Source organism: Delftia sp. WSY_10 (assembly GCF_043104705.1).
Classification (GTDB): domain Bacteria; phylum Pseudomonadota; class Gammaproteobacteria; order Burkholderiales; family Burkholderiaceae_C; genus Comamonas; species Comamonas tsuruhatensis.
On sequence record NZ_JBICKY010000057.1, the window covers coordinates 17,787 to 41,591 of the forward strand.

Here is a 23,805-nt window from a genome sequence, read left to right on the forward strand (position 1 = left end):
ATGAGCAGCCGTTCATGGATAAGGGAAACGCCATATTCCAGCATTTCATGCCGGCATCTACATAAAATCCGGCACATGAAACTGGACACCATCGACTTGCGCATTCTGGCCGAGTTGCAAACGGACGGCTCGCTGTCCAACGTGGAGCTGGCGCGGCGTGTGCACCTGTCGCCCTCGCCCTGCCTGGCGCGCGTCAAGGCGCTGGAGAAGGCCGGCGTGATCGCGCGCTATGTGGCGCTGGCCAATGCGTCGGCCCTGGGGCTGGGGCTGAATGTGTTCATCAACATCAGCCTCAAGTCGCAGGCCAAGGAATCGCTGGCCGACTTCGAGCGCCGCATTGCCGAGCACGACGAGGTCATGGAGTGCTACCTGATGAGCGGCGACGCCGACTACCTGATCCGCGTGGCCCTGGCCGACATCGGTGCGCTGGAGCGCTTCATCGTGGAGCAGCTCACGCCGATTCCGGGCATAGAGAAGATCCGCTCCAGCTTCACGCTCAAGCAGGTGCGGTACAAGACCGCCCTGCCCCTGCCGGCCGCAGGCTGAGGCGGATGGAGACTGGCCTCAGCCCGCAGGCTTGGCCATCTCGCCGGTGGCGATGCGGCGGCGCAGCTCGCCCAGCACGGCCTTGAGGCGGCGCTCGTTGTCCAGCCCCACGCGCACCAGCATCTTCTGGCCGCTGGACAGGGCCTGCAGCTCCGGGTCGGCGTATTCGTAGCGTACCCAGGGCTGGACGGAGGGCACCTCGCCCTCCACCTTGGTCAGCCTGACCTGCACCGGGCCCGCGGGCTCGGGCGCGGCGCGCAGATGGTCTATGACGGCAATGAGACGATCGTTGAAATAGCGGCTGGGATAGCCCAGGTCTTCATAGGCGGTCTGGAACAGGGGATACAGCCGGGCATAGAGCTTGACGGCCCCGTCCATGGGAATGGACTCGGCGAAGGCCACGAAGGCCTTGTAGCGTGCGGCGTTGGCGGGGGAGATGGCCTGTGCCTCCCCGGCCTCCGCGGCGCCCTCCACCGTGAAACGCTGCGGCGCGGGGTGCACGGGCCAAAGCCGTGCTGGGGCCTGGGAGCGGGTCAGGTTGTCCACGGTGGCCACGGCGCGGCGCACAAAACCGTCCATCTGCAGAAAGCTGCCTGCCTTGTCACGGCCCAGCAGGCCGTTGAGGGCCTGGGCGACATGGGCGTCGGAGTCCTGCAGCGCGGGCAGGCCGGGCGCGGGTGGCTCCAGCGCATCGACAGGGTTCTGGGGCTCGGTCAGCTCGGGCGCGGGGACGGGTTCAGGCTCGGCAGGCTGGGCGGGCGCCTCTGCCACTTCGGGCGGCGCCTCGGGCACGTCGGCGGGACGCCACCAGTACCACCAGGCTGCGCCCCCCACGGCGGCAGCCGCCAGTACCGCTGCGGCGATGCCGAAAGCCGATGGGCCGGAGGATCTGGCGCGGGGGCGGAAGTCTTGGGGGTCGCGTTCTGGCATGGATGGGTCCTTTGGCTTGGGCAGGGGCTGGCAGCACAGTTGCCGCAGGACGTGCGACAGCAAAGCACAACCGGGGTTCCCGGGCTTTCCTGACACCAGCCCCTGACTGGTGTTTATAAGCCGCCCCGCTGCCTGCGCAGGCCCTTGTGCGCGCCAGGCAACAAGGCGTTACCCGGCTTACGCGGCCAGCCTGCGCACAAGAAGGGGGCGGTACAGCAGGCTCAGCCCTGCGTGCCCAGATCCTGGAGCCAGGCCATGGCGGCCTGCAGCTCGTCGGGGCGGATCTCATGCATGCTCGGGTATTCGTGGTAGCTCAGTTGCAGCGGCAGGCGCTGCACGTGGCTGCGAATGGCGTGGGCGCTGGTCAGCGGAATGACGTTGTCGTAGGTGCCGTGGCTGACCCAGAGCGACTTGCCGTCGAAGGCCGCATCAGGGGCCTGGTGCGGCAAGGCCTCGGGCAGCAGGCGGCTGTGCCAGCACATGGCGGCGCGCAGCAGCGCGGGCTGGGTCAGCAGCAGGCTGAGCGCCATGATGCCGCCCTGGCTGAAGCCGCCCGCCACGGTACGCTGGGCAGGAATGCCCAGCCGCGCGCCGGCCTGCTGCACGGTCTGGGCCACCAGGGCGCGGCTGTGCTCTTCCTGCGATGCGTGGATGTGGCGCGTGCCGTTGGCATCCACCGTGAACTGGAACCAGGCATGGGCACTGGGCCCCATGGAAAACGGGGCACGCAGGCTGAGCACGTGGAACTGCGGCGGCACGAACGATGCGAGGCCGAACAGGTCCTGTTCATTGCTGCCAACGCCATGCATGAGCACCAGCAGCCAGGGCTGCTGCCCCGGTGCGGGTTGTGCGGGGCGCTCCAGCGCCAGCAGGGGCAGGTCGATCATCACGGACTCCTTGGTTTTTAAGCGATTTCCGGGACCGGGGTGGTCCCGGGCAACGCGCCATTGTGGCGCCTCGCCAAGTCCGCGGGGGCAGGAGGTTATGCCGCCTGCGCGTCCTCGAAGGCCATCGCATCCATGGCCAGGATGGAGTACATGACTTCGCGGCTCAGATACCGAGGCCGCGCCGTGGCGCCGGCCGCGCCCAGGGCGAAGTACAGCGGCATGAAGTGCTCTTCGCTGGGATGGGCGCGCCGGGCCGAGGGAGCGCGTGCGCGGTAGTCCAGCAGCGCGGGCAGGTCCTGCGCCTGCAGGCGCGACTCGATCCAGCGGCTGAAATCCTGCACGTAGGGCGAGGAGGCGCTGGAGCCGCCGACGGCATGGTCGTCCTGCAGGCCATCCTGGCTGCGCAGGGCCTGCACGGCGTCGTCCACCCGCACCGTGGCCTCGCCCATACCGCCCCGGAATTCGGCCAGGTTGTGCGTCATGCTGCCGGAGCCGACGATGAGCACCCCTTCATCGCGCAGCGCCGCCAGGGCCGCGCCCAGCGCATGGGTTTCGGCCGGCCCGGCCGAGGCGGGAAGGGACAGCTGCACCACGGGCAGGTCGGCATCCGGCAGCAAATGCATCAGCGGCACCCAGGCGCCGTGGTCAAAGGGCCGCTGCGCGTTGGCGGTGGAGGCAATGCCTGCGGCCTGCAGGCGGTCCATGACTTCATGTGCCAGCTGGGGCGCGCCGGGGGCCGGGTACTGCAGTTCGTAGAGCGCGGGCGGGAAGCCGCCGAAGTCGTGCCAGGTGGAGGGCGAGGCTCCGGTCATGACTTCCACGCCATGCGACATCCAGTGCGGCGACATGATGACCACGCCGCGCAGCGGGCCGTGGGCCTGGCGCAGCGCCCTGCCCCATTGCGCGAGCACGGGGCCGGTTTCACCCGGCTCCAGCGCGAACATGGGCGAGCCATGGGAGACGTAGAGCACGGGCAGCCGAGTGCCGGCCGAAGCGGCTATGGAGGATGCGCCGGAATCGAGGGAAGCGTGAAAATCTTGCATTCCCCTAATGTAGGGACGCAAGCGGGCCGCGCCAAGCCGCCAAAGGCGGCACACATTGTTGCGCTGGCCGGCTCAATCGTCGCGCGGGCGGCCCCGCAGGGCCTTGGTGGCGCTGTGCCGGCTCTTGCTGTCCAGGCGCCGCCGCTGCGATCCCAGCGTGGGCCGGGTGGCGCGGCGAAGAATGGGTTCGGGATAGGCGGCGGCCACCAGCGCGTTGAGCCGCTGCAGCGCGGCGCGCAGGTTCTGCTCCTGCGTGCGGTATTGCTGGGCCTTGATGACGACCACGCCCTCGTTGGTGATGCGGCCGTCGCGCAGGGCCAGCAGGCGCTGCTGCACGGCCTCGGGCAGGCGCGAGGCGCGCACGTCGAAGCGCAGGTGCACGGCGCTGGAGACCTTGTTCACGTTCTGGCCGCCCGCGCCCTGGGCGCGCATGGCGGTCCACTGCACCTCGTGCAGCTCGATGGGGCGCATGCGCTCAGGCATCCAGCGCAGCGGCCAATGCCGCCACAAAGGCATCGGGACGCTCATGCATGACCCAGTGGCCCGCGCCGGGCACCAGGCCCAGCCCCCGGAAGTCGCGCGCATGGCGTGCAAAGGCCTGGGCCAGTTCCTGCATCATCGGGCCCGGGTAGAGCGCGTCGTGCTCGCCATAGATGGCCCATACGGGGCCGTCCACGGCCTGCAGGGCGCGGGCCAGCACATCGGTGTGCGAGAGGCGGCGGCGCGGAAGGCGGTCGCGCTCCACATTGAGCACATGCAGGGCCAGCGTGTCCTCGTCGATGAGGCTGGCGTCATGCAGCATCAGCACCTGCAGGTTGTAGCGGTGGGCCACGGCCTGCGCCTCGGGCGTGGCCAGGTGGCGCCAGCCCTTGAGCCGCACGGCCAGGCCCTTGCCCACGCCCATGCCGGGCGCCCCGGCCAGCACCAGGCGCCGGGCCAGCGTGCCGTCGGCAGCGGCCAGCATGCCGGCCGTCATGCCGCCAAAAGAGAAGCCGACCAGATCGCACAGCGGGGCGGCGGGCGCTCCGCCATCGGCCAGCAGTTGCCGCAGGCCCTGGCGCAGCGGCTCGACCAGGGTGTCGGCATCCTGGCCGCCCGGTACCCCATCGGAATCGCCAAAGCCCGGCAGATCCGGTATCCACAGCTGGCGGCCCTGGGCCAGCAGAGCGTCCATGCAGCGCAGCCAGTGCGTCCAGCTGCCGCTGCCGCCGTGCAGCATGACCACCGGCAGCACGCCCGCGCGCGCCTCGCCCCAGACATGCCAGACCATGTGGCCGTCTTCGGGCCGCGCGGCAGACAGCGGCGTGGTCAGGCGCCGCGCACGGGCGCGCAGGCGCTCTATGGCGGCAGGCGTGTTCACCACTGGGCCACGGCGTCGATGGCCAGGCCGTAGCCGGCCACGCCAAAGCCGCACATCACGGCGCGCGCCGCAGCCGACAGGTAGGAGTGGTGGCGGAAGCTCTCGCGCGCATGCACGTTGCTGATGTGCAGCTCCACCAGCGGCACGCCCGTGCCCTTGACGGCATCCAGCAGGGCCACGCTGGTGTGGGTGTAGGCGGCGGCGTTGAAGATCAGGCCGGCCAGGCGGCCTTCGGCGTGCACGCGGCCGGCCTCGTGGATCCAGTCCACCAGCTCGCCTTCATGGTTGCTCTGGCGGAACTCCAGGGCCAGACCGTAGCGCGCACAGGCGGCTTCGCACAGCGCACGCACATCGGCCAGGGTCTGGGAGCCATAGATGGCGGGTTCACGCAGGCCCAGCAGGTTCAGGTTCGGGCCATTGAGGACATAGACGGTTTTCACGGCGGGGACACTCCAGGTTTCCAACGGGCTGGATTATGCGGGCCATCCCCGGCCCGGCCGCAACGCTGGCACCACGGAAAAAGCCGCCCCGGAGGGCGGCACAAGTCAATCCAGCCCGGTCCGGCTCAACGGCGCCAGTGACCGTGACCGTGACCGTGACCATGGCGGTATCCGCCACGGTAGCCGCCGCGATAGCCGTATCCATAGCCGGGAACGACCACGACGGGCGGCGCACGGTAGACGGCGCGCGGCGCGTAGTAGACCGGAGGCGGGGGAGCGTAGTAGATGGGCTGGGGCGGCGCCACATAGACGGGGGCAGGCGCGACATAGACGGGCGGGCCATACATGCCCGGCGAATTCAGGCTGATGGACCAGTGCACATCGCCCCGGGCCTGGGCGGCGCCCGAAGCCACCAGGGCGGCCAATGCGAGGCCGGCTGCTGCTGCTCTTGCAACCCACGGGGAAGCTGTCGTTGTCATGGTGTCTCTCCTCGAAGTTGGACAGGCGTGGCAGGCATTGCCGCTGGTGCCGCCTTCCCGCACTTTGGCACAGGGGGACGGCATACGCCCTGCATTCTCAACGCGCGACAGGGGTCTACGGATGGCAGGCTTTTATACAAGTTTGTTTCCAAATGCCTCAACCCTTGCCCGGCGCGGCTGTCCCAAAGCCGTCCGGAGCGGGTCGGCAGGCGCGCGCCTACAATGCTGCGATGAGCTCTGCTGACGCCTCCCCCATCTCCAAAGATCCGGTCAAACCGAGTAACTTTCTGCGCCAAATCATCGAGGCCGACCTGGCCAACGGTACCTACGCCCAGCGCCGCTGGGGTGGAAGCCCCGGTGATGGCGACCACCACAACCAGGGCCAGGTGGACGTGGCGAAGATCCGCACACGCTTCCCGCCCGAGCCCAACGGCTACCTGCACGTGGGCCACGCCAAGGCCATCTGCCTGAACTTCGGCCTGGCGCGCGACTACCAAGGTGCCTGCCACCTGCGTTTCGACGACACCAATCCCGAGAAGGAAGACCAGGAGTACGTGGACAGCATCATCGATGCCGTCCATTGGCTGGGCTTCGGCTGGAAGGAAGCCGACGGTCACGAGAACCTGTACTTCGCCAGCAACTACTTCGACTTCATGTACCGCGCGGCCGAGTACCTGATCGAGCAGGGCCTGGCCTATGTGGACGAGCAAAGCGCCGACGACATGAAGGCCAACCGCGGCGATTTCTCGCGCCCCGGCGTGGACAGCCCGTTCCGCAGCCGCACGGTGGCCGAGAACCTGGCGCGCTTTCGCGAAATGCGCGACGGCAAGCTGCCCGATGGCGCTGCCGTGCTGCGCGCAAAGATCGACATGGCATCGCCCAACATCAATCTGCGCGATCCCGCCATCTACCGCGTGCGCCATGCCGAGCACCACAACACCGGCAACCAGTGGTGCATCTACCCGATGTACACCTTCGCCCATCCCATCGAGGACGCGCTGGAGCACATCACCCACAGCATCTGCACGCTGGAGTTCGAGGACCAGCGCCCGTTCTACGACTGGCTGCTGGACCACCTGCGCGCAGGCGGCCTGATCGCTGCCCCGCAGCCGCGCCAGTACGAGTTCTCGCGCCTGCACCTGACCTATGTGATCACCAGCAAGCGCAAGCTCAAGCACCTGGTGGACAACGGCATCGTCAGCGGCTGGGACGATCCGCGCATGCCCACCATCGTCGGCCTGCGCCGCCGTGGCTACACGCCGCAGAGCATCCAGGCCTTCTGCGAGCGCATCGGCGTGACCAAGGACTACGCCTGGATCGACTACTCCACGCTGGAAGGCTGCCTGCGCGAAGACCTGGAGAACCAGGCCCATCGCGGCATGGTGGCGCTGGACCCGCTGAAGCTGGAGCTGACCAACTGGGCCGAGGTCTTCGGCAGCGCCGACCACCTGGAAGCCTGCGAGCTGCCCGCCCTGCCCCACGCCGCCGAAGGCCAGCAGGTGCCGGTGCGCCGCTTCACGCTGGGCCGCGAGGTGTGGATCGAGCGCGAGGACTTCGCCGAAGTGCCGCCCAAGGGCTACAAGCGCCTGTTCCCCGGCAACAAGGTGCGCCTGAAGGGCGGCTACGTGATCGAGTGCACGGGCTGCGAGAAGGATGCCGAGGGCAACGTCACCAAGGTGCTGGCCACCGTGGTGCCCGACACCAAGAGCGGCACGCCGGGCGCCGACAGCGTCAAGGTCAAGGCCGCCATCACCTGGGTGGGCGCGGCCGACGGCGTGCAGGCCGAAGTGCGCCTGTACGACCGCCTGTTCACCGACCCGCAGCCCGATGCGGGCGGCAAGGACTTCCTGGCCCTGCTCAACCCGGACAGCCTCAAGGTCGTGACGGCCTACGTGGAGCCGTCGCTGGCCCAGGCACAGCCTGACGACAAGTTCCAGTTCGAGCGCTTCGGCTACTTCGTGGCCGACCGCAAGGACCACGCACCGGGCAAGCCCGTGTTCAACCGCGCAACGGGTCTCAAGGACTCCTGGGGCAAGTAAGCTCGAAATTAATTGAGGTAGCTATTGCTACCTCTTTTTATTTATAAAATCAATAAATTGGAGAATTAATGGACGCTAATAATCAAAGCACGGCCCTTTACTCCGAAGACGTAGACACCATTTTAGTTCGCTGCGAAGAAGTAATGAGAGCGACTCCGGAAGGAGCCGGCCGATTTATCGAACCGGCTCCAGGTGTACTCGCACGAGCAAAATCGCAGCAACATAGTATGATTTTCGGACGCCGTGGCTCCGGAAAGTCCAGCCTTCTCAGAAAGACAGCAGCAGACCTGACTATCGACAGAAGGCCGATAGCATTTGTAGATATGGAGACTTTTAAAGGCCATACTTACCCCGATGTTCTAATCAGTGTATTGATAAAGTCATTAAAAGAATTTGAATCTTGGCTAAACAATGCAGCCATAACACCCGCTACAAAAACCTCATTTTGGAAAAAACTATTTGGATCAAAGCCAAATCGCCCTCCATTTAACAAAACCCGAACAAAAAATCTCTCCGACGAGCTGGCCAATTTAATTAAAGATTTGGATAACCAGCTACGCAAGCCAGAAACTTCCGAAGAACAATCCAGAGCAAAAACAACTACTAGTAGCGCAAAGAAAGCGTCAGCCTCCGCTTCTGCCAAATCCACAGCTCTATCTATTCAGGGCCAGCTGGAATTAAATCTTGCCGAGAATGTAGAGCAAGAAAAAACGTCAAAATACGTTTCACACAAGGTCGAGTTTTTACATCAGAACATTATAAACTTCCAAACTTTTTTCAGAAATTTATCCAACCTGTCTGATGGACCATCGTTCCTTATATTAGACGACCTTTATCACATAAAAAATCTGATCAAGCAGAAGTCATAGACTATTTCCACAGAATTGCGAAGGGAAATGGAATGTGGCTAAAAATCGGAACAATCAAACACAGAAGCCAATGGTATAAGCACTCGGACCCACCCATAGGAGTAAAGCTTGGAGACGATGCAAAGGAAATTAATCTGGACATTTCGTTAGAGAAGTTCGAAACACTGAAAGAGCTCTTAAAGAAAATCCTTACCAATATTATTTCCGAGAAGTCTGAATTAAAGATAAAAGATCTCATAAACGACACCGCGGTTGATCGTCTACTAATAGCTTCCGGTGGTGTGACACGAGATTTTATTGGAATATTCTCCAGCTCCATCTCAATTGCGCGAGATAGAGGACCTCAGCATCACAGAGGATCAAAAATTGGCGCCGAAGACATAAACGCAGCAGCAGGAGAATATGATGGCAACAAGCGAGAAGAATTCAAACTAGATTCTGCGGAAGACAGAGAGCGCCTCGAAGAATCATTTATTAAACTAACTAGATTTTGTACAGAAAAGTCAAAATGCAATGTCTTTTTAGTTAATCAAAAAGAATCCGGCAATCTTCGCGACTCCATCGATCAATTAATCGACCTAAGACTGATACATACCGTCAAATCTCGTGTCACCTTAAAAAGGGGGGCAGATGGTGAGTTATATGAAGCATATATGCTCGACCTAAGCCAATACACTGCCTCCAGAAAAGTTCACGACTTCCATATGATTAATCTCAGCTCATCCACCAAAGACGAAGAAATTCGTAAAGCCTCATTGATTTATAAAGGCAGCGTTTTAATATCTTAATGCATATAAAAGGCGGCTAAATTCTTAATTAGAGTGCGCAGCAAGGCTTGTCCAATCTGCTTTCTAGACGTCCTCCATCGCACATGGGCGCTTTTGCGGCGGTCGTGACCTGCACACAATGCCAGGCCATGACTCAGATTCAGAACCCACCCCCAGTCCCCTCAGCCGCCAAGTTCGACACCTCCCGCGCGGCCGAGTACGAAACGCAAAGCCGCATCGCACTGGCCGGCTACGACGCCTGCCACGAGCTGGCCGCCTGCCTGCTGGCCGCCTGCCTGGATGCCGGCCCGAAGTCCGTGCTGATTGGCGGCGCCGGCGGCACGGGCCAGGAAATCCTGGCCACGGCGCGGCTCAGGCCGCAGTGGAAATTCACGGCTGCCGACCCCTCGACCCCCATGCTGGACCAGACCATGGACCGCATCGCCGCGGCGGGGCTGTCGGCCCAGGTGCAGGCCGCCCCCTTCGCCGTGCAGGACCTGCCGGCCGGCACGGTGTTCGACGCGGCCACGCTGATCGGCGTGCTGCACCACGTCCCTGACGACGCGGACAAGCTGCAGCTGCTGCAGGCCCTGTCGGCGCGGCTGGCGCCGGGGGCGCCCTTCATCCTGGCCTGCAACCGCCACCGCTATGACAGCGAGCCGCTGTTCCTGGACGCCTGGGCCATGCGCTGGCGCATGGCAGGCGCGGACGAGGCCGCCGTCCATGCGAAACTCGGCAAGATCCGGCAGGGCGCGGTTCCACCCGCCTCGGAAGAGGCAGTGGAGCAGATGCTGGCCCAGGCCGGCTTCGTTCAGGCCAAGCGCTTTTTCTCCAGCCTGTTCTGGTGTGCGTGGATTGCCGCCAAGGCCTGATCGCCCCGAGCCGATCGTTCTTTCTCCGCCTTCCTTTCTTTGATTTGCCTTTCAGCATGAACTTCTCCGCACGCCTTCAGCAACTGCCCACCGTCACCCACCTCTCCGCGCTCCAGCTGGCCGACGCCCAGGGCCAGGTCGTTGCCACCATCGAGAACAAGCCCGGCCAGACAGGCTCGCTGGCCGTGTACCACGCGCTGGCCGCCCTCTACGGCGGCAGCATCACGCCGGCCGCCGCCGAACTGGGCCTGGAGTGGTATGCCGAGCACACGCAGGACGCCATCGCCTTCCCCGGCAAGCACCCCAACATCGACCGCCTGCTGGCCTGGTCCAAGGGCGCCGAGAGCTACCAGGCCCGCCTGCTCGCGGCTTGATCGCAGCCTGATTCCGCCTGGGTAAACACCGCGTCACAGAAGTTGCGCGGACTGGGGCATCGGCTGACACGCCGGTGTCAACGCAGCGTGCACTTTGGCGTTCAAATGACATGTGCCTTGCCGCTTCGGCGCGCAAGGCGTTCCTGCCCAGGAGAACGCAATGCTGCAATCCGCCGTGCCCAGAGCACGCACCATGGCCCCCTCAGCTTCCCACGCCGGCGCCCTGCGCCTGAGCGTGCTGGGCCTGGCCGCCGCCCTGGCGCTGAGCGCCTGCAACGAATCCCAGGACAAGCCCCCGCAGGCCGCCAGCGCGCCGCTGCCGCCTGCCACCGAAAGCGCCCAGCCCGTCGCCACGCCCGTGGCCTATGTGCCGCCGTCGGCCGAGACGCTCTACCAGATGGTGGCGCCCATTGCGCTGTACCCCGACAAGCTCGTGGCCCAGGTGCTGGCCGCCTCCACCTATCCCGACCAGGTCGGCGCCGCCGAGGTCTGGCTGGGGCAGAACCCGGGCCTCAAGCCCCAGGAGCTGCAGGACGCCGTCAACGGCCAGGACTGGGACCCGTCGGTCAAGTCCCTGGCCCAGTTTCCCAACGTGCTGGCGCAGCTGTCTTCCAACATTCCCTGGACCACGGCCCTGGGCAGGGCCTACTACAACGATCCGGCCGACGTGATGAACGCCATCCAGGTGATGCGCCAGCGCGCCTACAAGGCCGGTACGCTCAAGGACTCCAGCCGGCTCAAGGTGGCCGTGGCCGCGGCCGACGCCCCGCCGCGCGATCCCCAGCCAGCGCCCCAGGACATGGGCGAGCCCCTGTCGTCCATGCTGCCGGTGCCGGTGATCGATGCGCCCTCGCAGTTCATCGAGATCACTCCCGCCCAGCCCGACACCGTCTATGTGCCGCAGTACGACCCGGGTGTGGTGTATGGCGAGCCGCTGCCGGTGTATGGCGGCTACCGCCCCATCGTGGCGCCGCAGCCCGTCTACGTGGGCAGTTCGGCCGCGCCCGTGGTGGCGGGGCTGATCGGCTTTGGCGCAGGCGTGATCCTCGCCGAGTCCGTGGACCGTCGCCCCTGGGGCTGGAACTCCTGGGGCATGCGCTGGGGCGAGCCCGGCTACCGCTGGCACCGCAACGAGCCGCCGCCACCGCCCTCGCGCCGGCCAGCCGTGATCTACAACAACAACACCTATGTGACGCGCTCGACCACGGTGGTGCAGAACATCCGCAACACGCAGATCAACAACGGTGGCAACGTCACCCACATCGCGAACAACCCGCACTTCGAGCCCCGCCCTGCCGGCAACCCGCCCAACCCGCCACAGGGCGGCGATCCGCGCCCGGGCGGCATGGCCGCGGCGGCCCTGGCCGGCGCCGCCGGCATGGCAGGCGCGGCCGCCGCCTCGCATGGCGGCATGCCGCAGCGGCTGGGCCTGAGGCCACCGCAGGGCGGCCCGCCGGCGTCTTCCCAAGGCATGCTGCCGCCCGGCGCCACGCAAGGATCTGCCCGGCATGACGGCGCCGATCGCGGCCGCCCGGGCCTGCGGCCCGATGACCGGCCGCAGGCAGCGTTGCAGCCCAGGATGAACCCGGTGCCGGCCTCGCAGCCGGGCCAGTTCGGCAAGTGGCCGCAGGCTCCGCATTCGACCCAGGCTGCAGGGGTGCAGCGCCCGCCAGCCGCCCTGCCCGCTGCCGCCATGCCGGGCGAGCGGGGCCGCGATTCCCGCGTGCCTTCGTGGTCGTCTGCCGCCGCGCAGCAGGGCATGCGGCAGCAGGACCGGCAGGACCGCGACCGTTCCATGGCCGATGCCGCGCGCATGCGCCAGCAGCAGCAACAGCAGATGGAGATGCAGACCGCCCGCCTGCGTGGCGAGGAGCAGTCGCGGCAGCAACAGCAACAGCAACAACGGCAGCAACAACAGGCCCAGCGCCAGGCACAGATGCAGATGCAGGCCCGCGAACAGGCGCAGATGCAGGCCCGCCAGCAGCAGTTACAGCAACAACAGCAACAGCAACAACAGCAACAGCAACAAGCCCGTGCGCAGGAACAGATGCAGGCCAGAATGCAGGCCCAACAACAGGCGCAGCAGCAAGCGCAACGACAGGCCCAGATGCAGGAGCGTCAGGCGCAGCAGCAACGCATGCAGCTCCAGCAGGCACAGCAGGCCCAGGCGCGCGCCCAGCAGCAGCAGGCCCGCGCGCAGCAGGAGCAGCGCCAACAGCAGCAGCGCATGGCCAACGCATCCCGCCCGCAGGAACGGCGCGGCGCACGTGACGAACGCCGGGACCGCTGAACGGCCCGGCAGAGGTTTGGCTTGGCGCACGCTTGGCGGACAATGGGGCGATCGATAACGGCCCCATGCCGGCGCCAAGCCCGCCGCTTCATTCATGCAGATACCGACGACGAATCCCCGCTCCCGCCGACTGTTCGTGCAATCCCTGTGCGCCTCGGGCGCGGGCCTGATCCTTCCCTCCTGGGCCGCCAAGGCCGCAGCGCCCTCCAGCGAATCCCCCTGGCCCCATGACAGCCGCGTGCCCGGCGGCGTGGCCCGCCTCTCGCTGGGGCCCGCATCCCAGCGGCCCCAGGTACTGGCCGGCGACGTGCCCGTGCTGGTGGTGGGCGACATGATCGAATGGACGGCCGTGGTCGGCATTGCGCTGTCGGCCGCACCTGGCACCCACAGCGTGACCGTGAAGGGCGAAGGCGCAGCGCGCTCCCTGGCCTACGAGGTGCGTGACAAGAAGTACACCGAGCAGCGCCTGAAGGTCTCGCCCAAGACCGTGGACCTGTCGCCCGAGGACGATGCGCGCTACCAGCGTGAGCGCGCCCACCAGCAGACCATCATGGCGCTGTTCACCGAGCCGCCCGCACGCCCCGGCGACCTGCGCATGCGCCAGCCCGTGCCGGGCCGGCGCAGCAGCAGCTTCGGCCTGCGCCGCGTGTTCAACGGCCAGCCGCGCAATCCGCACAGCGGCATGGACATCGCGGCAGCCACCGGCACCAACGTCGTCGCGCCGCTGCCGGGCAAGGTGGTGGACGTGGGCGACTATTTCTTCAACGGCGGCACCGTGTGGCTGGACCACGGCGGCGGCCTGCTGAGCATGTACTGCCACCTGAGCAGCGTGCAGTGCAAGCTGGGCGATCAGTTGGACACGGGAGAGGCCTTCTGCAAGGTCGGCGCCACGGGCCGCGTCACCGGCCCGCACCTGCACTGGGGCGTGATGCTCAACCGCAGCATGGTGGACCCGGCGCTGTTCCTGGCGGCGTGAACGGGGCTGTGGCGCCCGCCGGCGTCAGTGGTCGGCCGAGGGAATCGTGTTCTGCGGCGCCACCGGCGTGGGCACGGCGATGGAGTCGCGGTCCTGCGCCAGGTAGCGCGAGACCAGCTCGAAGAAGCTGTCGTAGAAGCCGCTCTTGGCAATCGTCTCGCTGCCCACCTTGACCATGGAGTCGCTGCCCGAGGAGAACGGCAGCGACACGGACCCCAGCGCACCCACGCCCAGGCTGGCCGAGTTGGCGCTCTTCTTCAGGGTATAGCGGTCCTGCAGCGCCGTGACAAAGCCGATGCTGACCTGGCCGTCGGCGGTCTCCGGCACGCAGACCACGCGGATGTTCATCTGCAGGTTCAGCTCCGGGTCGGGCTGGAAGCTCTTGCTGCCTTCTATGAGTTCGGCCGTGCGCGCCATGGCGATGTAGCCCTGGCTCAGCAGCGCGCGGCGCGCGGCCTCGCAGGTCTGGGCCGGCGAGGCATCGAACATGCGCGAGAAGGTCTCGGTGGAGCCGAAGCTCTCCTGCACCGGCACATGCTGGGGAATCGTCGAGCCGCAGCCCGCCAGCACCATGATGACGGCCAAAGCCCCTGCGCAGCGCATGCCACGCCCCCTGTTTGCTGCACTCCAACGTCGATACACGAACCTGCTCCTTGCTCCGGTGCCGCTGCCTGCGGATGGCATGGCGGCTGGCCGCCTATTCTCACCCGAGCGCAATGCAATGGCCGGCAACTTTGCAGCAATCGGTTTTTCCGTCTGCATCAAATAGATGCAAACGAATGTGAATAGCGCCCCGTTCTGACAAGCGCCGCCGCGCATCTGCGTTATGGTGCCCCGGTTCGGCCAGGGCCGGTGCGGCTCATGCCGCACCCGGGCTGCCCAAGCCTGCCGCCGCTGCGCCTGTACCTGTACCCATCAACCAAGGAACTCAACATGAAGCCAAGCTGGACCTGGTGCCTGCCCGTGATCGTCACCATGGGGCTCGGCGCCTGCAGCCATATCGACAAGGGCGGCAACGCCGAAGACGGCGCCAAGCCCCAGGTGTCGGCTCCTGCCGGCCCGCCCGGTGACGCCCAATCGCTGACCGCCTACCACTGGAGTCTTCGCCAGGCCTTCACGCCCCAGGGCACCGAAGACCAGAGCTGGTTCCTGACGGCAGCCTCGCGCAAGCGGCCCCTGCAACTGGAGTTCGCCGACCAGCGCCTGGCCGTCAAGAACCTGTGCAACGTGGTGACCACGGGCTACCGCACCGAAGGCAACCGCATCGCCACCCAGCGCGCCGCCAGCACGCTGATGGCCTGCGATGACGACCAATTGATGGCGCTGGAGCAAAAGGTGGCCCGCATCCTGCCCACGGCCAAGCAATGGTCCGTGCAACTGGGCGAAGGCAAGCAGCCTGCGCGCCTGACGCTCACCTTCATCGACGGCACGCGCTGGCAGCTCGAAGGCTCGCCCACGGCCCAGACCCAGTACGGCAGCGCCGGCGAGCGCATCTTCCTGGAAGTGGCGCCCCAGCGCACGGCCTGCAACCACCCGCTGATCAAGGACTTCCAGTGCCTGCGCGTGCGCGAGATCCGCTACGGCGACAACGGCGTGAAGACCTCCACCGGCGAGTGGGAGAACTTCTACAGCGAGATCGAGGGCTACAAGCACGAGCCCGGCATCCGCAACGTGCTGCGCATCCAGCGCTACAAGCGCCAGAACGTGCCGGCCGACGCATCGGCCTACGCCTATGTGCTGGACATGGTGGTCGAGAGCGAGCGCGTGGGCCGCTGAGCGCGCCTGCTGCCCCACAGCCCTGAAGGCCTGCACTGCGCAGGCCTTTTTTGTGGGCTGCGCCTCACAGCACCGGACTGAGCATCGCCAGCAGGTTGTTCCAGATGCGCCGGCCCCAGGGCCAGGCGTGGACCTGGGCGGCGGTGATGCGGTCGGACTGGCGGATGTAGTCGGCCTGGCGCTGGCGGATGGCCTGGGTCACGGCCTCGTCCTGCAGCAGCACATTGTTCTCGAAGTTCAGGTCGAAGCTGCGCAGGTCCAGGTTGGTGGAGCCCAGCAAAGCCACCTGCCCGTCCACGCACAGGGTCTTGGCATGCAGCAGGCCGGGGCGGAATTCATGGAGCATGACGCCGGCCCGCAGCAGGTAGCGGTAGGTGCTGCGGCTGGCCGCGCCCACGATCCAGGAATCGTTGCGCGCCGGCAGGATGAGCGTGACCTGCACGCCGCGCCAGGCGGCGGCGCACAGGGCCTCGAGCACCGTGGCGTCGGGAATGAAGTAAGGGGTGGAGATCACGACCTCGCGCCGTGCGCTGGCCAGCAGCGTGGACACGAGCTGCGAGGTGGAGCGGGGCCGCTCGGCCGGGCCTTCGGCAATGACGACGGCGGCAAAGCCGTCTGCAGGCCGGTCGGGCAGACCGTTTGCGGACCGGACAGCCAACGGCATGGGAGGAACCTGGGCGACGCTGCGTGCCTGCGCCCAGTCGCTGGCGAACACCTGCTGCATCTGCGCCACCACCGGACCCTGCATGCGCAGCATGACATCGACCCAGGGCGCATAGCGGGCCTTGACGGCAAAGGCTTCATCCGCGCAGTTCTGGCTGCCGCAGTAGGTGATGCGCTGGTCGATCACGGTGATCTTGCGGTGGTTGCGCAGGTCCAGGCGGCTGGTGAACATCACGCGGATCGGATGGCTGGTGGGCAGGGCCACGGCCAGCTGCACGCCCGCCTGGGCCATCTGCTGCCAGAGGTCGGTGCGCAGCAGCGCGCGCGAGCCCAGGCCGTCCACCATGGCGCGGCAGACCACGCCACGCCGTGCCGCGCGCACCAGCGCCTGGGCCACGGCCGTGCCCGTGTGATCAGCCAGCCAGATGTAGTACAGCACGTTGATTTCATGCTGGGCGGCGTCCATGTCGGCCAGCATGCGGGCGCGGGCCTCGGCGCCATCGGCCATGAGCTGCGCGGTGTGGCCCGGCTGTGCGGCAAAGCGGTTGATGGAGGCCGCATAGCCGAAGGCAGCCTGCCACTGCGGGGCGATGCCCGCTATCGGCACGGCGGCGCCGTGGTCCATGGCAGCGCCTGCCGCGAAGTCCTGCACCTTGCGGTACCGGGCCCGGCCGCGGCGGCGCAGCGTGACTTCGCCAAACAGGTAGTACAGCGCGCAACTGACGTAGGGCAGCAGCACGATGACGGTGAGCCAGCCCATGCGAACGTCGGGGCGCACATCGTCACGCAACAGGATGCGCAGGCCGAAACCCGCGATGAGCAGCAGATGCAATGCGATAAGCAGCCAGGTCATGCGGCCAGCATAGCGGCGGCATTGCGGACCTGTTTCTCAGGCGCGCAATGTTTCACGGGGGCACGGGCCTTGATCTGCGGCGGGCGGCTCCCCCCCGGCCATGGATCCAGGAACAGAATTCCACGAAAAACCTGAATCATGACGAAAGTACACGCACACATCCCACGAAACTTTTCCGTTGGATGAAGAAAATGACGATGGCGTGACGGTTATGCCCAGCGACTGTGGGCCTGCCTGTGGACAAGCTTCGGGACAACCCGTGTTTGCGGCGCCAGCCTTGGCTTTGCCGGTGGCGCTCAAAAAACAGGCATGTTGCGCCGCCGCCGCAATGTTTCACGCAGCACCGGCAGGGTTCTCAGCGAAAGCGGAAACGGCCTTCGACGAACATGGAGGACCGGTGGCCGCCCTCGCTGGCCGGATCGGCAAAGGACCAGAAGGCCTGCACCGTTCCCTGCGCCGTGTCTATGACTTGGCTGACGGTGAAACCGGTTTTCTCGATCCAGTTGAGGAAGTGCAGGCTGTCGCTGACCTGCAGGTAGCTGAGCCGTTCGCAGCCGTCGGACACATGGCCCAGGGAATCGACCACATGCCAGACCATCTGGCCCTGCGGCGTGTACCGCACATCAGCCTTGCTATCGGGGAAATCGATGACCGCTTCGCGCCCGATCAAGGTGCCGGCGTATTGCATGGACAACATGGACATGGTGTGTTGCTCCTCTGATGCGGGGTTCTGGCCTGACCCGTGATGGCATGTTCACGCGCCGCGTCCCCGGTGTTTGTGGGAGCAGGCCGCATGCCTTCGTCGGCAGCATGGCGCAGGCGGTTCGGCCTGCAGGGCGGCGGCATTTCGCAGATACTGCGCGTGCTCTGCCACGGACTTCCGATCTTGCCCTCCTCCCCGCTTCCCCCCACTTCGGCCGACAGCCCCGCTGCCGGCCTGCGCAACAGCGCCTTCGTCCCTTTCGTCATGGCGCGCATGCTGTCCATGTTCGCCCAGCAGATGCAGGCCGTGGTCGTCGCCTGGCAGGTCTACGACCTGACGCGCGACCCCATGTCCCTGGCCTATGTGGGACTGGCCCAGTTCCTGCCCATGCTGGCGCTGCTGATTCCGGCAGGCGACCTCAGCGACCGCATGAGCCGCAAGCGCCTGCTGTCGGGCAGCTGGGCCGTGGCGGCGCTGTGCTCCCTGCTGCTGCTGTGGCTGTCCTGGCACGAGGGCGCTGCCGCGCACGATGTGCACTGGATCTACGCCGTGCTGGTGCTGTTCGGCTGCAGCCGCGCCTTCACGGGGCCGGCCCTGCAAAGCCTGCTGCCGCAAATCGTGCCGCGCGAGCAGCTGGCCCAGGCGCTGGCCACCAACAGCATGCTGATGCGCACGGCCGCCATCGCGGCGCCCGTGCTGGGCGGCCTGCTCTACGCCTGGGGCGGCGCCGTGCTGACCTATGCGGTCTGCGGCGTGTCCCTGGTGCTGGCCGTGCTGCTGCTGGGCACGGTGCCCGTGCGCTATGCCGAAGCCATGGCGCCGGCCGGCGGCTCGCTGTGGCTGCGCTTTGGCGAAGGCATCCACTTCATCCGCACGCGCCCCATCATCCTGGGCACGATTTCGCTGGACCTGTTCGCCGTGCTGCTGGGCGGCGTGGTGGCCCTGCTGCCCGTGTACGCGCACGAGGTGCTCAAGGTCGGGCCCGAAGGCCTGGGCCTGCTGCGCTCGTCCATGACCGTGGGCGAGGTGGCCATGGGCCTGTGGCTGTCGGCCCGCCCCATACAGCGCCATGTGGGCCGCGTGATGTTCGCCGCCGTGGCCATCTTCGGCGTGGCCAATCTGGTGTTTGCGCTGTCGCACTGGTTCTGGCTGTCCATGGCGGCGCTGATGCTGGCGGGTGCGGCCGACATGGTGAGCGTGTACATCCGCTCGGCCCTGGTGCAGTTTTCCACGCCCGACTCCATGCGCGGGCGCGTGAACGCGGTGAACATGCTGTTCATCGGCTCGTCCAACGAACTGGGCGAGTTCCGTGCCGGCACCAGCGCCGCCTGGCTGGGCGCGGTGCCCGCTGCCGTGGTGGGCAGCCTGTGCACGCTGGGCGTGGTCGGCAGCTGGATGACCCTGTTCAAGCCGCTGCGCGACGTGGACCGGCTGGAAGACGCGGCCCGCGTGGGCCAGGGCTAAAGCAGCTCGGCCCGCAGCTGCTGCGCAGTTTTGGGCGACAACAGGCCGGGCGCGACGTCAAAGACGGTCCTGCAGCCCGTCTGCCCCGATTGCTGCAGCCGGTGCACGGCGCGCGCATAGGCCACGAGCACGCTGGCCGTGAACTCCGGGTTGCTGTCCAGCTGCAGCCGGTATTCGATGGAATGGCGCAGCCCATCGGAGCTGCTGCCGCTGCGGATGACGAAGCCGCCATGCGGCATGGCCGCATGGTCACGGGCCAGCTCCTGCGCGCTGATGAAGTGCACCGTGGTGTCGTACTCGTCGAAGTAATGCGGCATGCCGGTGATGGCCTGGCGCACGCCGTCGGCATCGGCCCCATGCTCCAGCACCACAAAGCACTCGCGCCGGTGCCGCTCGCGCGCAGACAGTTCGGGCCGCACGCCGCTGCGCACGCGCTGCACGGCCTCGTCCACGGGAATGGTGTACTGCACGCCGCCGGCCACGCCGGGAATGCGGCGGATGGCGTCGGAGTGCCCCTGGCTCAGGCCCTTGCCCCAGAAGGTGTAGGTGGCGCCATCGGGCAGCAGGGCCTCGCCCATGAGGCGCTGCAGGGAGAACATGCCCGGGTCCCAGCCGGCCGAGATCAGCGCCGTGGTGCCCGCCGCGCGGGCCGCCGCGTCGACCAGCTCGAAATGCCCGGGAATGCGCGCATGCGTGTCAAAGCTGTCCACCAGGCTGAAATGCGCGGCCAGCGCGGGGGACTGCTGCGGCAGGTCATCCTTGGAGCCGCCGCACAGCACCAGCACGTCGATGCCTGCGCGATGGGCCAGCAGGCTGTCCATGCCGTGCACGGGCGTGCCGGGCTGCAGCGGACGCAGCTGCGCCGGATCGCGGCGGGTGTAGATGCCGGCCAGCACCATGTCGGGGTTGCGGGCAATGGCCGCCTCCACGCCACGGCCCAGGTTGCCGTGGCCGACGATGGCGATGCGGATGGGAGCGGTGCTGCGATGGTCCATGCGGTGCGGTGCCTTTGCGATGAGGTTCAAAAACTGCGGCTCGAAAATGAGGTTCATGCGCCAGCGCAGAACCAGGCGCGATCTTGCATCGCCACGGAGCCGCCAGTCGTGCACTGCCGGGCAGCACTGCGTTGCCCTGCGCGGGGGTACTGAGCGGCGATATTGGGCAGGGGCATTGGGAGAGGGTCGTGGGCCGTGGTGGACAGCAGCGCCTACACTCACGCCCTCATGCCCCAGCCCTCATCCCCCATCGCCCAGCCGCTGCCCTCGGAGCGCGGCGACGCACCGCTGCACATCCTCTGGCGCGACGAGCACCTGGTGGCGGTCTACAAGCCCGCAGGCTGGCTGGTGCACCGCACGGGACTGGACGCGCACGAGACGCGCTTCGTGCTGCAGACCCTGCGCGACCAGCTGGGCTGCCATGTGCACCCTGCGCACCGGCTGGACAAGGGCACCTGCGGCGTGCTGGTGATGGCCCTGCATGCCCAGGCCGCGCAGCGGCTGGGCCAGGCGTTTGCCGGGCAGCAAGTGCGCAAGCAATACCTGGCGCTGGTGCGCGGCTGGCTGCCCGATGCGGTGGAGGTGGACCACGCGCTCCGACCCGACGATGCGCCCGAGGACGCGCCAGCCCAGCCCGCACGGACTTCGCTGCGCTGCCTGGCGCGCCTGGAATGGCCCGAGGCCTTTGATCCGCGCCATGCGGCCACGCGGATCTCGCTGGTCCAGGCGCTGCCTGCCACGGGCCGCCGCCACCAGATACGCCGCCATCTCAAGCATGTGGCCCATCCCATCATTGGCGACGCCACGCACGGCAAGGGGCCGCTGAACCGCTGGTGGGCCGAGCGCCTGGGCCTGCAGCGGCTGTGGCTGCATGCCCATGCGCTGGAGCTGGCGCACCCGATGACGGGCGAGCCGCTGCGCTTCGAGGCCGACTGGAGCCGGCTGGGCCATGTGCCCGATGTGCAGCACTGGCGCGCGCTGTGCGCCCTGCCCGGCTGGCAGGCCTGTGCGGGCCTGCCGGCGACGGCCGGGCTGGATCAGGCAGCTTCGGCAGGCGCGCCCGTTTCAGGCTGCTCCATCAGCGGCGCGGCCACGTAGGCGTAGTCGGCCGAGGCATCGGCCTTGAGCACGCCCGACAGCAGCTCCACCAGGCGCTCGTTGCCCATCTTGAAGCCGCAGGCCTGGGCATGGCCGCCGCCGCCGAAGCTTTCGGCCAGCGCAATGCAGTTGAACTCCGAGCGCGATCGCAGCCCGACCTTCACGCCCTTGGTGCTGGCATGCCACATCAGCGCGAAGCTGCCGCTCTGGCGCGCCAGCAGGTCGCCGACCTGGCTGTGGAACATGCCGGGGCAGTTGACCATCAGGCCCTGCATGCCGTTGAAGACCAGGGGCTGGGCGGACTCGGAAATGTCGGCGCACAGCTTCTGGAATTTCTCGTCCATGGCGCCGCCGCGTGCCATGAAGGCAGCTTCCTGCTCGGGCGTGAAGGCCGCGATCTCGGCCCAGCGCTCGAAGCTGCGCGGCTCCATGTCCAGCGCCGCGAGAAAGCCCGCGCTCTCGGCGAATTCCCACTTCCAGATGTCGCGGTCCTCGATGAATCGGATCAGGCCCGGCACGGGCTTGTCGGCCTGGAAGAACTCCCAGGCCAGGCGCGCGCCGGACTTGTTCATGTCGAAGTGCACGACGCCGCAGCGGCACTGGTAGCCGGTGAGCTTTTCGGCAGCGCTCTTGTGGTGGTCCAGCACCACGAGCTTGGACACGCGCGACTCGATCTCGGCCATCAGCTCGGGCTCGAAGGCGAAGTCCAGCACGTAGACCGCGCGGCCGGCCAGCTCGCCCAGGTCGTCGGCCGTCTGGATCTCGCCATGGTCCAGTCCGCGGAATTCGGCCTGCCCGCCGTAGAACAGCCAGGCCGCCAGCGCCGCGCCATAGCCGTCCGGGCAGCGGCGGCCGTGGTACAGGATCAGGGGCTGGGGATCGTCATGCTCGGGGCGCACGAACAATTGCAGGGGCAGGATGGTGTTTTTCATGATGGGGGCGATTGTCGGTCCTGGCGCCATTCCCCTGCATCTGCGCCAACTCCCAGGCCAGGGCATTGCGCGGGCAGCTATCAAAGAACGTAGCGCAAAGCCGCGGCAGCACAAGGCCTATCGGCGCGGCAGACGGCATAGGCAAACCCCAGGACCTATCATGTCCGCCTTGTCATTGAATTGCTGCGACCGCCTGCGGACCCGCTTGGCGTGCAGGCCGTCGCGGCCCCTGTATGCGATCCACACCCGACATCACCCCCCATCTCGGCTCCCTGCTGAAGTTCCGCCACGACCTGCATGCCCACCCCGAGCTGCGCTACGAGGAGCACCGCACCGGCGACAAGGTGGCGGCCTATCTCCAGGCGCTGGGGCTGCAGGTGCACCGCGGGCTGGGCAGGACCGGCGTGGTGGCAAGCATCCACGGCCGGGGGCGCAGCGCCGCCAACCCGGGCCGCAGCCTCGGCATCCGTGCCGACATGGATGCGCTGCCGGTGACGGAACTCAATGCCTTCGGCCACGCCAGCCGGAACCCGGGCTGCATGCATGCCTGCGGCCATGACGGCCATACCACCATGCTGCTGGGTGCGGCCACGCTGCTGGCGCAGCAGCCCGATTTCGATGGCACGGTGCACCTGATCTTCCAGCCCGCCGAGGAAGGCGGCGCAGGCGCCAAGGCCATGATGGACGATGGCCTGTTCGAGCGATTCCCCTGCGAGGCCGTGTTCGCGCTGCACAACTGGCCCGCCCTGCCTGCCGGCGAAATGGCGGTGCGCGTGGGGCCCATCATGGCGTCCACGCTGCGTTTCGAGATCCGCGTGCACGGCAAGGGCGGGCACGCTGCCATGCCCCACACCACGCTGGACCCGATTCCCGTGGCCTGCGCCATCGTCGGCCAGCTGCAGACCCTGGTGTCGCGCAGCACCGATCCGCTGGACAGCGCCGTGCTCACCGTGGGCAAAATCACCAGCGGCACGGTGGAAAACATCATTCCCGACGAGGCCAGCATCTTCGGCACGGTGCGCGCCCTCAGGACCGAGACGCAGCAGATGTTCATCGAAGGCATGCAGCGCATCAGCGAGCATGTGGCGGCGGCCCATCTGTGCCGCGCCGAGTTCATCCTCAAGCCCGGCTACCCCAACACCACCAACCACGCGCACGAGGCCCGCTTCATGGCCGATGTGATGCGCGAGGCGGTGGGCGAGGACCGCACCCACGCCGACATCCTGCCGGCCATGACGGCCGAGGACTTCGGCTTCATGCTCGAGGCCGTGCCCGGCGCCTATGGCTGGATAGGCAACGGCCCCGCCACGGGCCAGCCCGGCGTGGGCCTGCACAATCCCGGCTACGACTTCAACGACGACAACCTGGGGCGCGGCGCACGCTTTTGGGACCTGCTGGCGCGCCGCTGGCTGGAGCAGCCCGCCAACCAGGCCAGGGACTGAGACAGGC

Annotated in this window: 24 protein-coding genes; 12 read left to right on the plus strand and 12 right to left on the minus strand. The window is 66.9% G+C overall.

The annotated features are described in order from the left end of the window. The first annotated feature begins 75 nt into the window (after nucleotides 1-75). Complete coding sequence (locus tag ACF8ML_RS25945; RefSeq protein WP_012204416.1) at nucleotides 76-546, plus strand: Lrp/AsnC family transcriptional regulator; 471 nt, start codon at nucleotides 76-78, stop codon at nucleotides 544-546. A gap of 18 nt (nucleotides 547-564) precedes the next feature. On the opposite strand, the gene ACF8ML_RS25950 is transcribed toward ACF8ML_RS25945, so the two are convergent. From ACF8ML_RS25950 to ACF8ML_RS25980, 7 genes are all read right to left on the minus strand, one after another. Beyond that, complete coding sequence (locus ACF8ML_RS25950) at nucleotides 565-1,476, minus strand: DUF3014 domain-containing protein (RefSeq protein WP_047219662.1); 912 nt, start codon at nucleotides 1,474-1,476, stop codon at nucleotides 565-567. A gap of 221 nt (nucleotides 1,477-1,697) precedes the next feature. After that, nucleotides 1,698-2,363, minus strand: a complete 666-nt coding sequence (locus ACF8ML_RS25955) for an alpha/beta hydrolase (RefSeq protein WP_016450545.1) — start codon at nucleotides 2,361-2,363, stop codon at nucleotides 1,698-1,700. 95 nt (nucleotides 2,364-2,458) lie between these two features. Beyond that, nucleotides 2,459-3,406 (minus strand): dioxygenase, encoded by a 948-nt coding sequence (locus ACF8ML_RS25960; RefSeq protein ID WP_392408356.1) that lies wholly within the window; start codon nucleotides 3,404-3,406, stop codon nucleotides 2,459-2,461. Between the two features lie 72 nt (nucleotides 3,407-3,478). Next, nucleotides 3,479-3,889, minus strand: coding sequence for an alternative ribosome rescue aminoacyl-tRNA hydrolase ArfB (gene arfB / locus ACF8ML_RS25965; RefSeq protein ID WP_016450547.1), 411 nt, complete (start codon nucleotides 3,887-3,889; stop codon nucleotides 3,479-3,481). Next, nucleotides 3,882-4,766 carry an alpha/beta fold hydrolase gene (locus ACF8ML_RS25970; protein WP_392408358.1) on the minus strand — a complete coding sequence of 295 codons (885 nt, stop codon included), beginning with the start codon at nucleotides 4,764-4,766 and terminating at the stop codon, nucleotides 3,882-3,884. The genes arfB and ACF8ML_RS25970 overlap by 8 nt, the downstream gene beginning before the upstream one ends. Beyond that, entirely contained in the window at nucleotides 4,763-5,206 is a 444-nt protein-coding gene (aroQ, locus tag ACF8ML_RS25975) for a type II 3-dehydroquinate dehydratase (protein WP_016450549.1), read from the minus strand. Before aroQ ends, ACF8ML_RS25970 begins: the two co-directional genes overlap by 4 nt. A gap of 125 nt (nucleotides 5,207-5,331) precedes the next feature. Further along, nucleotides 5,332-5,685, minus strand: a complete 354-nt coding sequence (locus tag ACF8ML_RS25980; RefSeq protein WP_016453885.1) for a hypothetical protein — start codon at nucleotides 5,683-5,685, stop codon at nucleotides 5,332-5,334. A gap of 230 nt (nucleotides 5,686-5,915) precedes the next feature. On the opposite strand from ACF8ML_RS25980, the gene ACF8ML_RS25985 reads away from it, so the two are divergent. The 7 genes from ACF8ML_RS25985 (at nucleotide 5,916) to ACF8ML_RS26015 (ending at nucleotide 13,872) form a co-directional block, all read left to right on the plus strand. Next, nucleotides 5,916-7,724 (plus strand): glutamine--tRNA ligase/YqeY domain fusion protein, encoded by a 1,809-nt coding sequence (locus ACF8ML_RS25985; RefSeq protein WP_016450551.1) that lies wholly within the window; start codon nucleotides 5,916-5,918, stop codon nucleotides 7,722-7,724. A gap of 68 nt (nucleotides 7,725-7,792) precedes the next feature. After that, complete coding sequence (locus ACF8ML_RS25990; protein ID WP_392408359.1) at nucleotides 7,793-8,593, plus strand: ATP-binding protein; 801 nt, start codon at nucleotides 7,793-7,795, stop codon at nucleotides 8,591-8,593. Between the two features lie 32 nt (nucleotides 8,594-8,625). Beyond that, the gene (locus tag ACF8ML_RS25995; RefSeq protein ID WP_392408360.1) at nucleotides 8,626-9,381 is read left to right on the plus strand and encodes a hypothetical protein; all 756 of its coding nucleotides are present in this window, start codon (nucleotides 8,626-8,628) and stop codon (nucleotides 9,379-9,381) included. Between the two features lie 128 nt (nucleotides 9,382-9,509). Further along, nucleotides 9,510-10,232: a class I SAM-dependent methyltransferase gene (locus ACF8ML_RS26000; RefSeq protein WP_392408361.1), complete on the plus strand. Its 723-nt coding sequence runs from the start codon at nucleotides 9,510-9,512 to the stop codon at nucleotides 10,230-10,232. 56 nt (nucleotides 10,233-10,288) lie between these two features. After that, nucleotides 10,289-10,606, plus strand: coding sequence for a DUF2322 family protein (locus ACF8ML_RS26005; RefSeq protein WP_016450553.1), 318 nt, complete (start codon nucleotides 10,289-10,291; stop codon nucleotides 10,604-10,606). A gap of 160 nt (nucleotides 10,607-10,766) precedes the next feature. Next, complete coding sequence (locus ACF8ML_RS26010) at nucleotides 10,767-12,896, plus strand: DUF3300 domain-containing protein (RefSeq protein WP_052947208.1); 2,130 nt, start codon at nucleotides 10,767-10,769, stop codon at nucleotides 12,894-12,896. A 94-nt stretch (nucleotides 12,897-12,990) separates the two neighbouring features. After that, nucleotides 12,991-13,872: a peptidoglycan DD-metalloendopeptidase family protein gene (locus tag ACF8ML_RS26015; RefSeq protein WP_016450475.1), complete on the plus strand. Its 882-nt coding sequence runs from the start codon at nucleotides 12,991-12,993 to the stop codon at nucleotides 13,870-13,872. A 24-nt stretch (nucleotides 13,873-13,896) separates the two neighbouring features. On the opposite strand, the gene ACF8ML_RS26020 is transcribed toward ACF8ML_RS26015, so the two are convergent. Beyond that, the gene (locus ACF8ML_RS26020) at nucleotides 13,897-14,475 is read right to left on the minus strand and encodes a DUF2242 domain-containing protein (protein WP_016450474.1); all 579 of its coding nucleotides are present in this window, start codon (nucleotides 14,473-14,475) and stop codon (nucleotides 13,897-13,899) included. A 330-nt stretch (nucleotides 14,476-14,805) separates the two neighbouring features. On the opposite strand from ACF8ML_RS26020, the gene ACF8ML_RS26025 reads away from it, so the two are divergent. After that, on the plus strand, nucleotides 14,806-15,648 hold the full coding sequence (locus ACF8ML_RS26025; RefSeq protein ID WP_034348043.1) for an META and DUF4377 domain-containing protein: 843 nt from the start codon (nucleotides 14,806-14,808) through the stop codon (nucleotides 15,646-15,648). 64 nt (nucleotides 15,649-15,712) lie between these two features. Here the strand turns inward: ACF8ML_RS26025 and cls are convergent, their stop codons facing one another. Both cls and ACF8ML_RS26035 read right to left on the minus strand, forming a co-directional pair. After that, the gene (cls, locus tag ACF8ML_RS26030; RefSeq protein WP_047325726.1) at nucleotides 15,713-17,164 is read right to left on the minus strand and encodes a cardiolipin synthase; all 1,452 of its coding nucleotides are present in this window, start codon (nucleotides 17,162-17,164) and stop codon (nucleotides 15,713-15,715) included. A 355-nt stretch (nucleotides 17,165-17,519) separates the two neighbouring features. After that, nucleotides 17,520-17,867: a hypothetical protein gene (locus ACF8ML_RS26035; protein ID WP_012204400.1), complete on the minus strand. Its 348-nt coding sequence runs from the start codon at nucleotides 17,865-17,867 to the stop codon at nucleotides 17,520-17,522. A gap of 90 nt (nucleotides 17,868-17,957) precedes the next feature. On the opposite strand from ACF8ML_RS26035, the gene ACF8ML_RS26040 reads away from it, so the two are divergent. After that, on the plus strand, nucleotides 17,958-19,331 hold the full coding sequence (locus ACF8ML_RS26040) for an MFS transporter (protein WP_016450471.1): 1,374 nt from the start codon (nucleotides 17,958-17,960) through the stop codon (nucleotides 19,329-19,331). Here ACF8ML_RS26040 and ACF8ML_RS26045 read toward each other — a convergent pair. Then, nucleotides 19,328-20,326: a diaminopimelate dehydrogenase gene (locus tag ACF8ML_RS26045; protein ID WP_074923130.1), complete on the minus strand. Its 999-nt coding sequence runs from the start codon at nucleotides 20,324-20,326 to the stop codon at nucleotides 19,328-19,330. The genes ACF8ML_RS26040 and ACF8ML_RS26045 overlap by 4 nt on opposite strands. Nucleotides 20,327-20,554: 228 nt before the next feature. On the opposite strand from ACF8ML_RS26045, the gene ACF8ML_RS26050 reads away from it, so the two are divergent. Beyond that, nucleotides 20,555-21,424, plus strand: a complete 870-nt coding sequence (locus tag ACF8ML_RS26050) for a pseudouridine synthase (RefSeq protein WP_392408362.1) — start codon at nucleotides 20,555-20,557, stop codon at nucleotides 21,422-21,424. On the opposite strand, the gene ACF8ML_RS26055 is transcribed toward ACF8ML_RS26050, so the two are convergent. Beyond that, entirely contained in the window at nucleotides 21,364-22,356 is a 993-nt protein-coding gene (locus ACF8ML_RS26055) for a DHH family phosphoesterase (RefSeq protein ID WP_016453896.1), read from the minus strand. The two genes, ACF8ML_RS26050 and ACF8ML_RS26055, sit on opposite strands and share 61 nt — an antisense overlap. Before the next feature lie 233 nt (nucleotides 22,357-22,589). On the opposite strand from ACF8ML_RS26055, the gene ACF8ML_RS26060 reads away from it, so the two are divergent. Next, a complete protein-coding gene (locus ACF8ML_RS26060; protein ID WP_034367124.1) occupies nucleotides 22,590-23,798 on the plus strand; it encodes a M20 aminoacylase family protein in 1,209 nt (402 codons plus the stop codon). The last annotated feature ends 7 nt before the right edge of the window (nucleotides 23,799-23,805 follow it).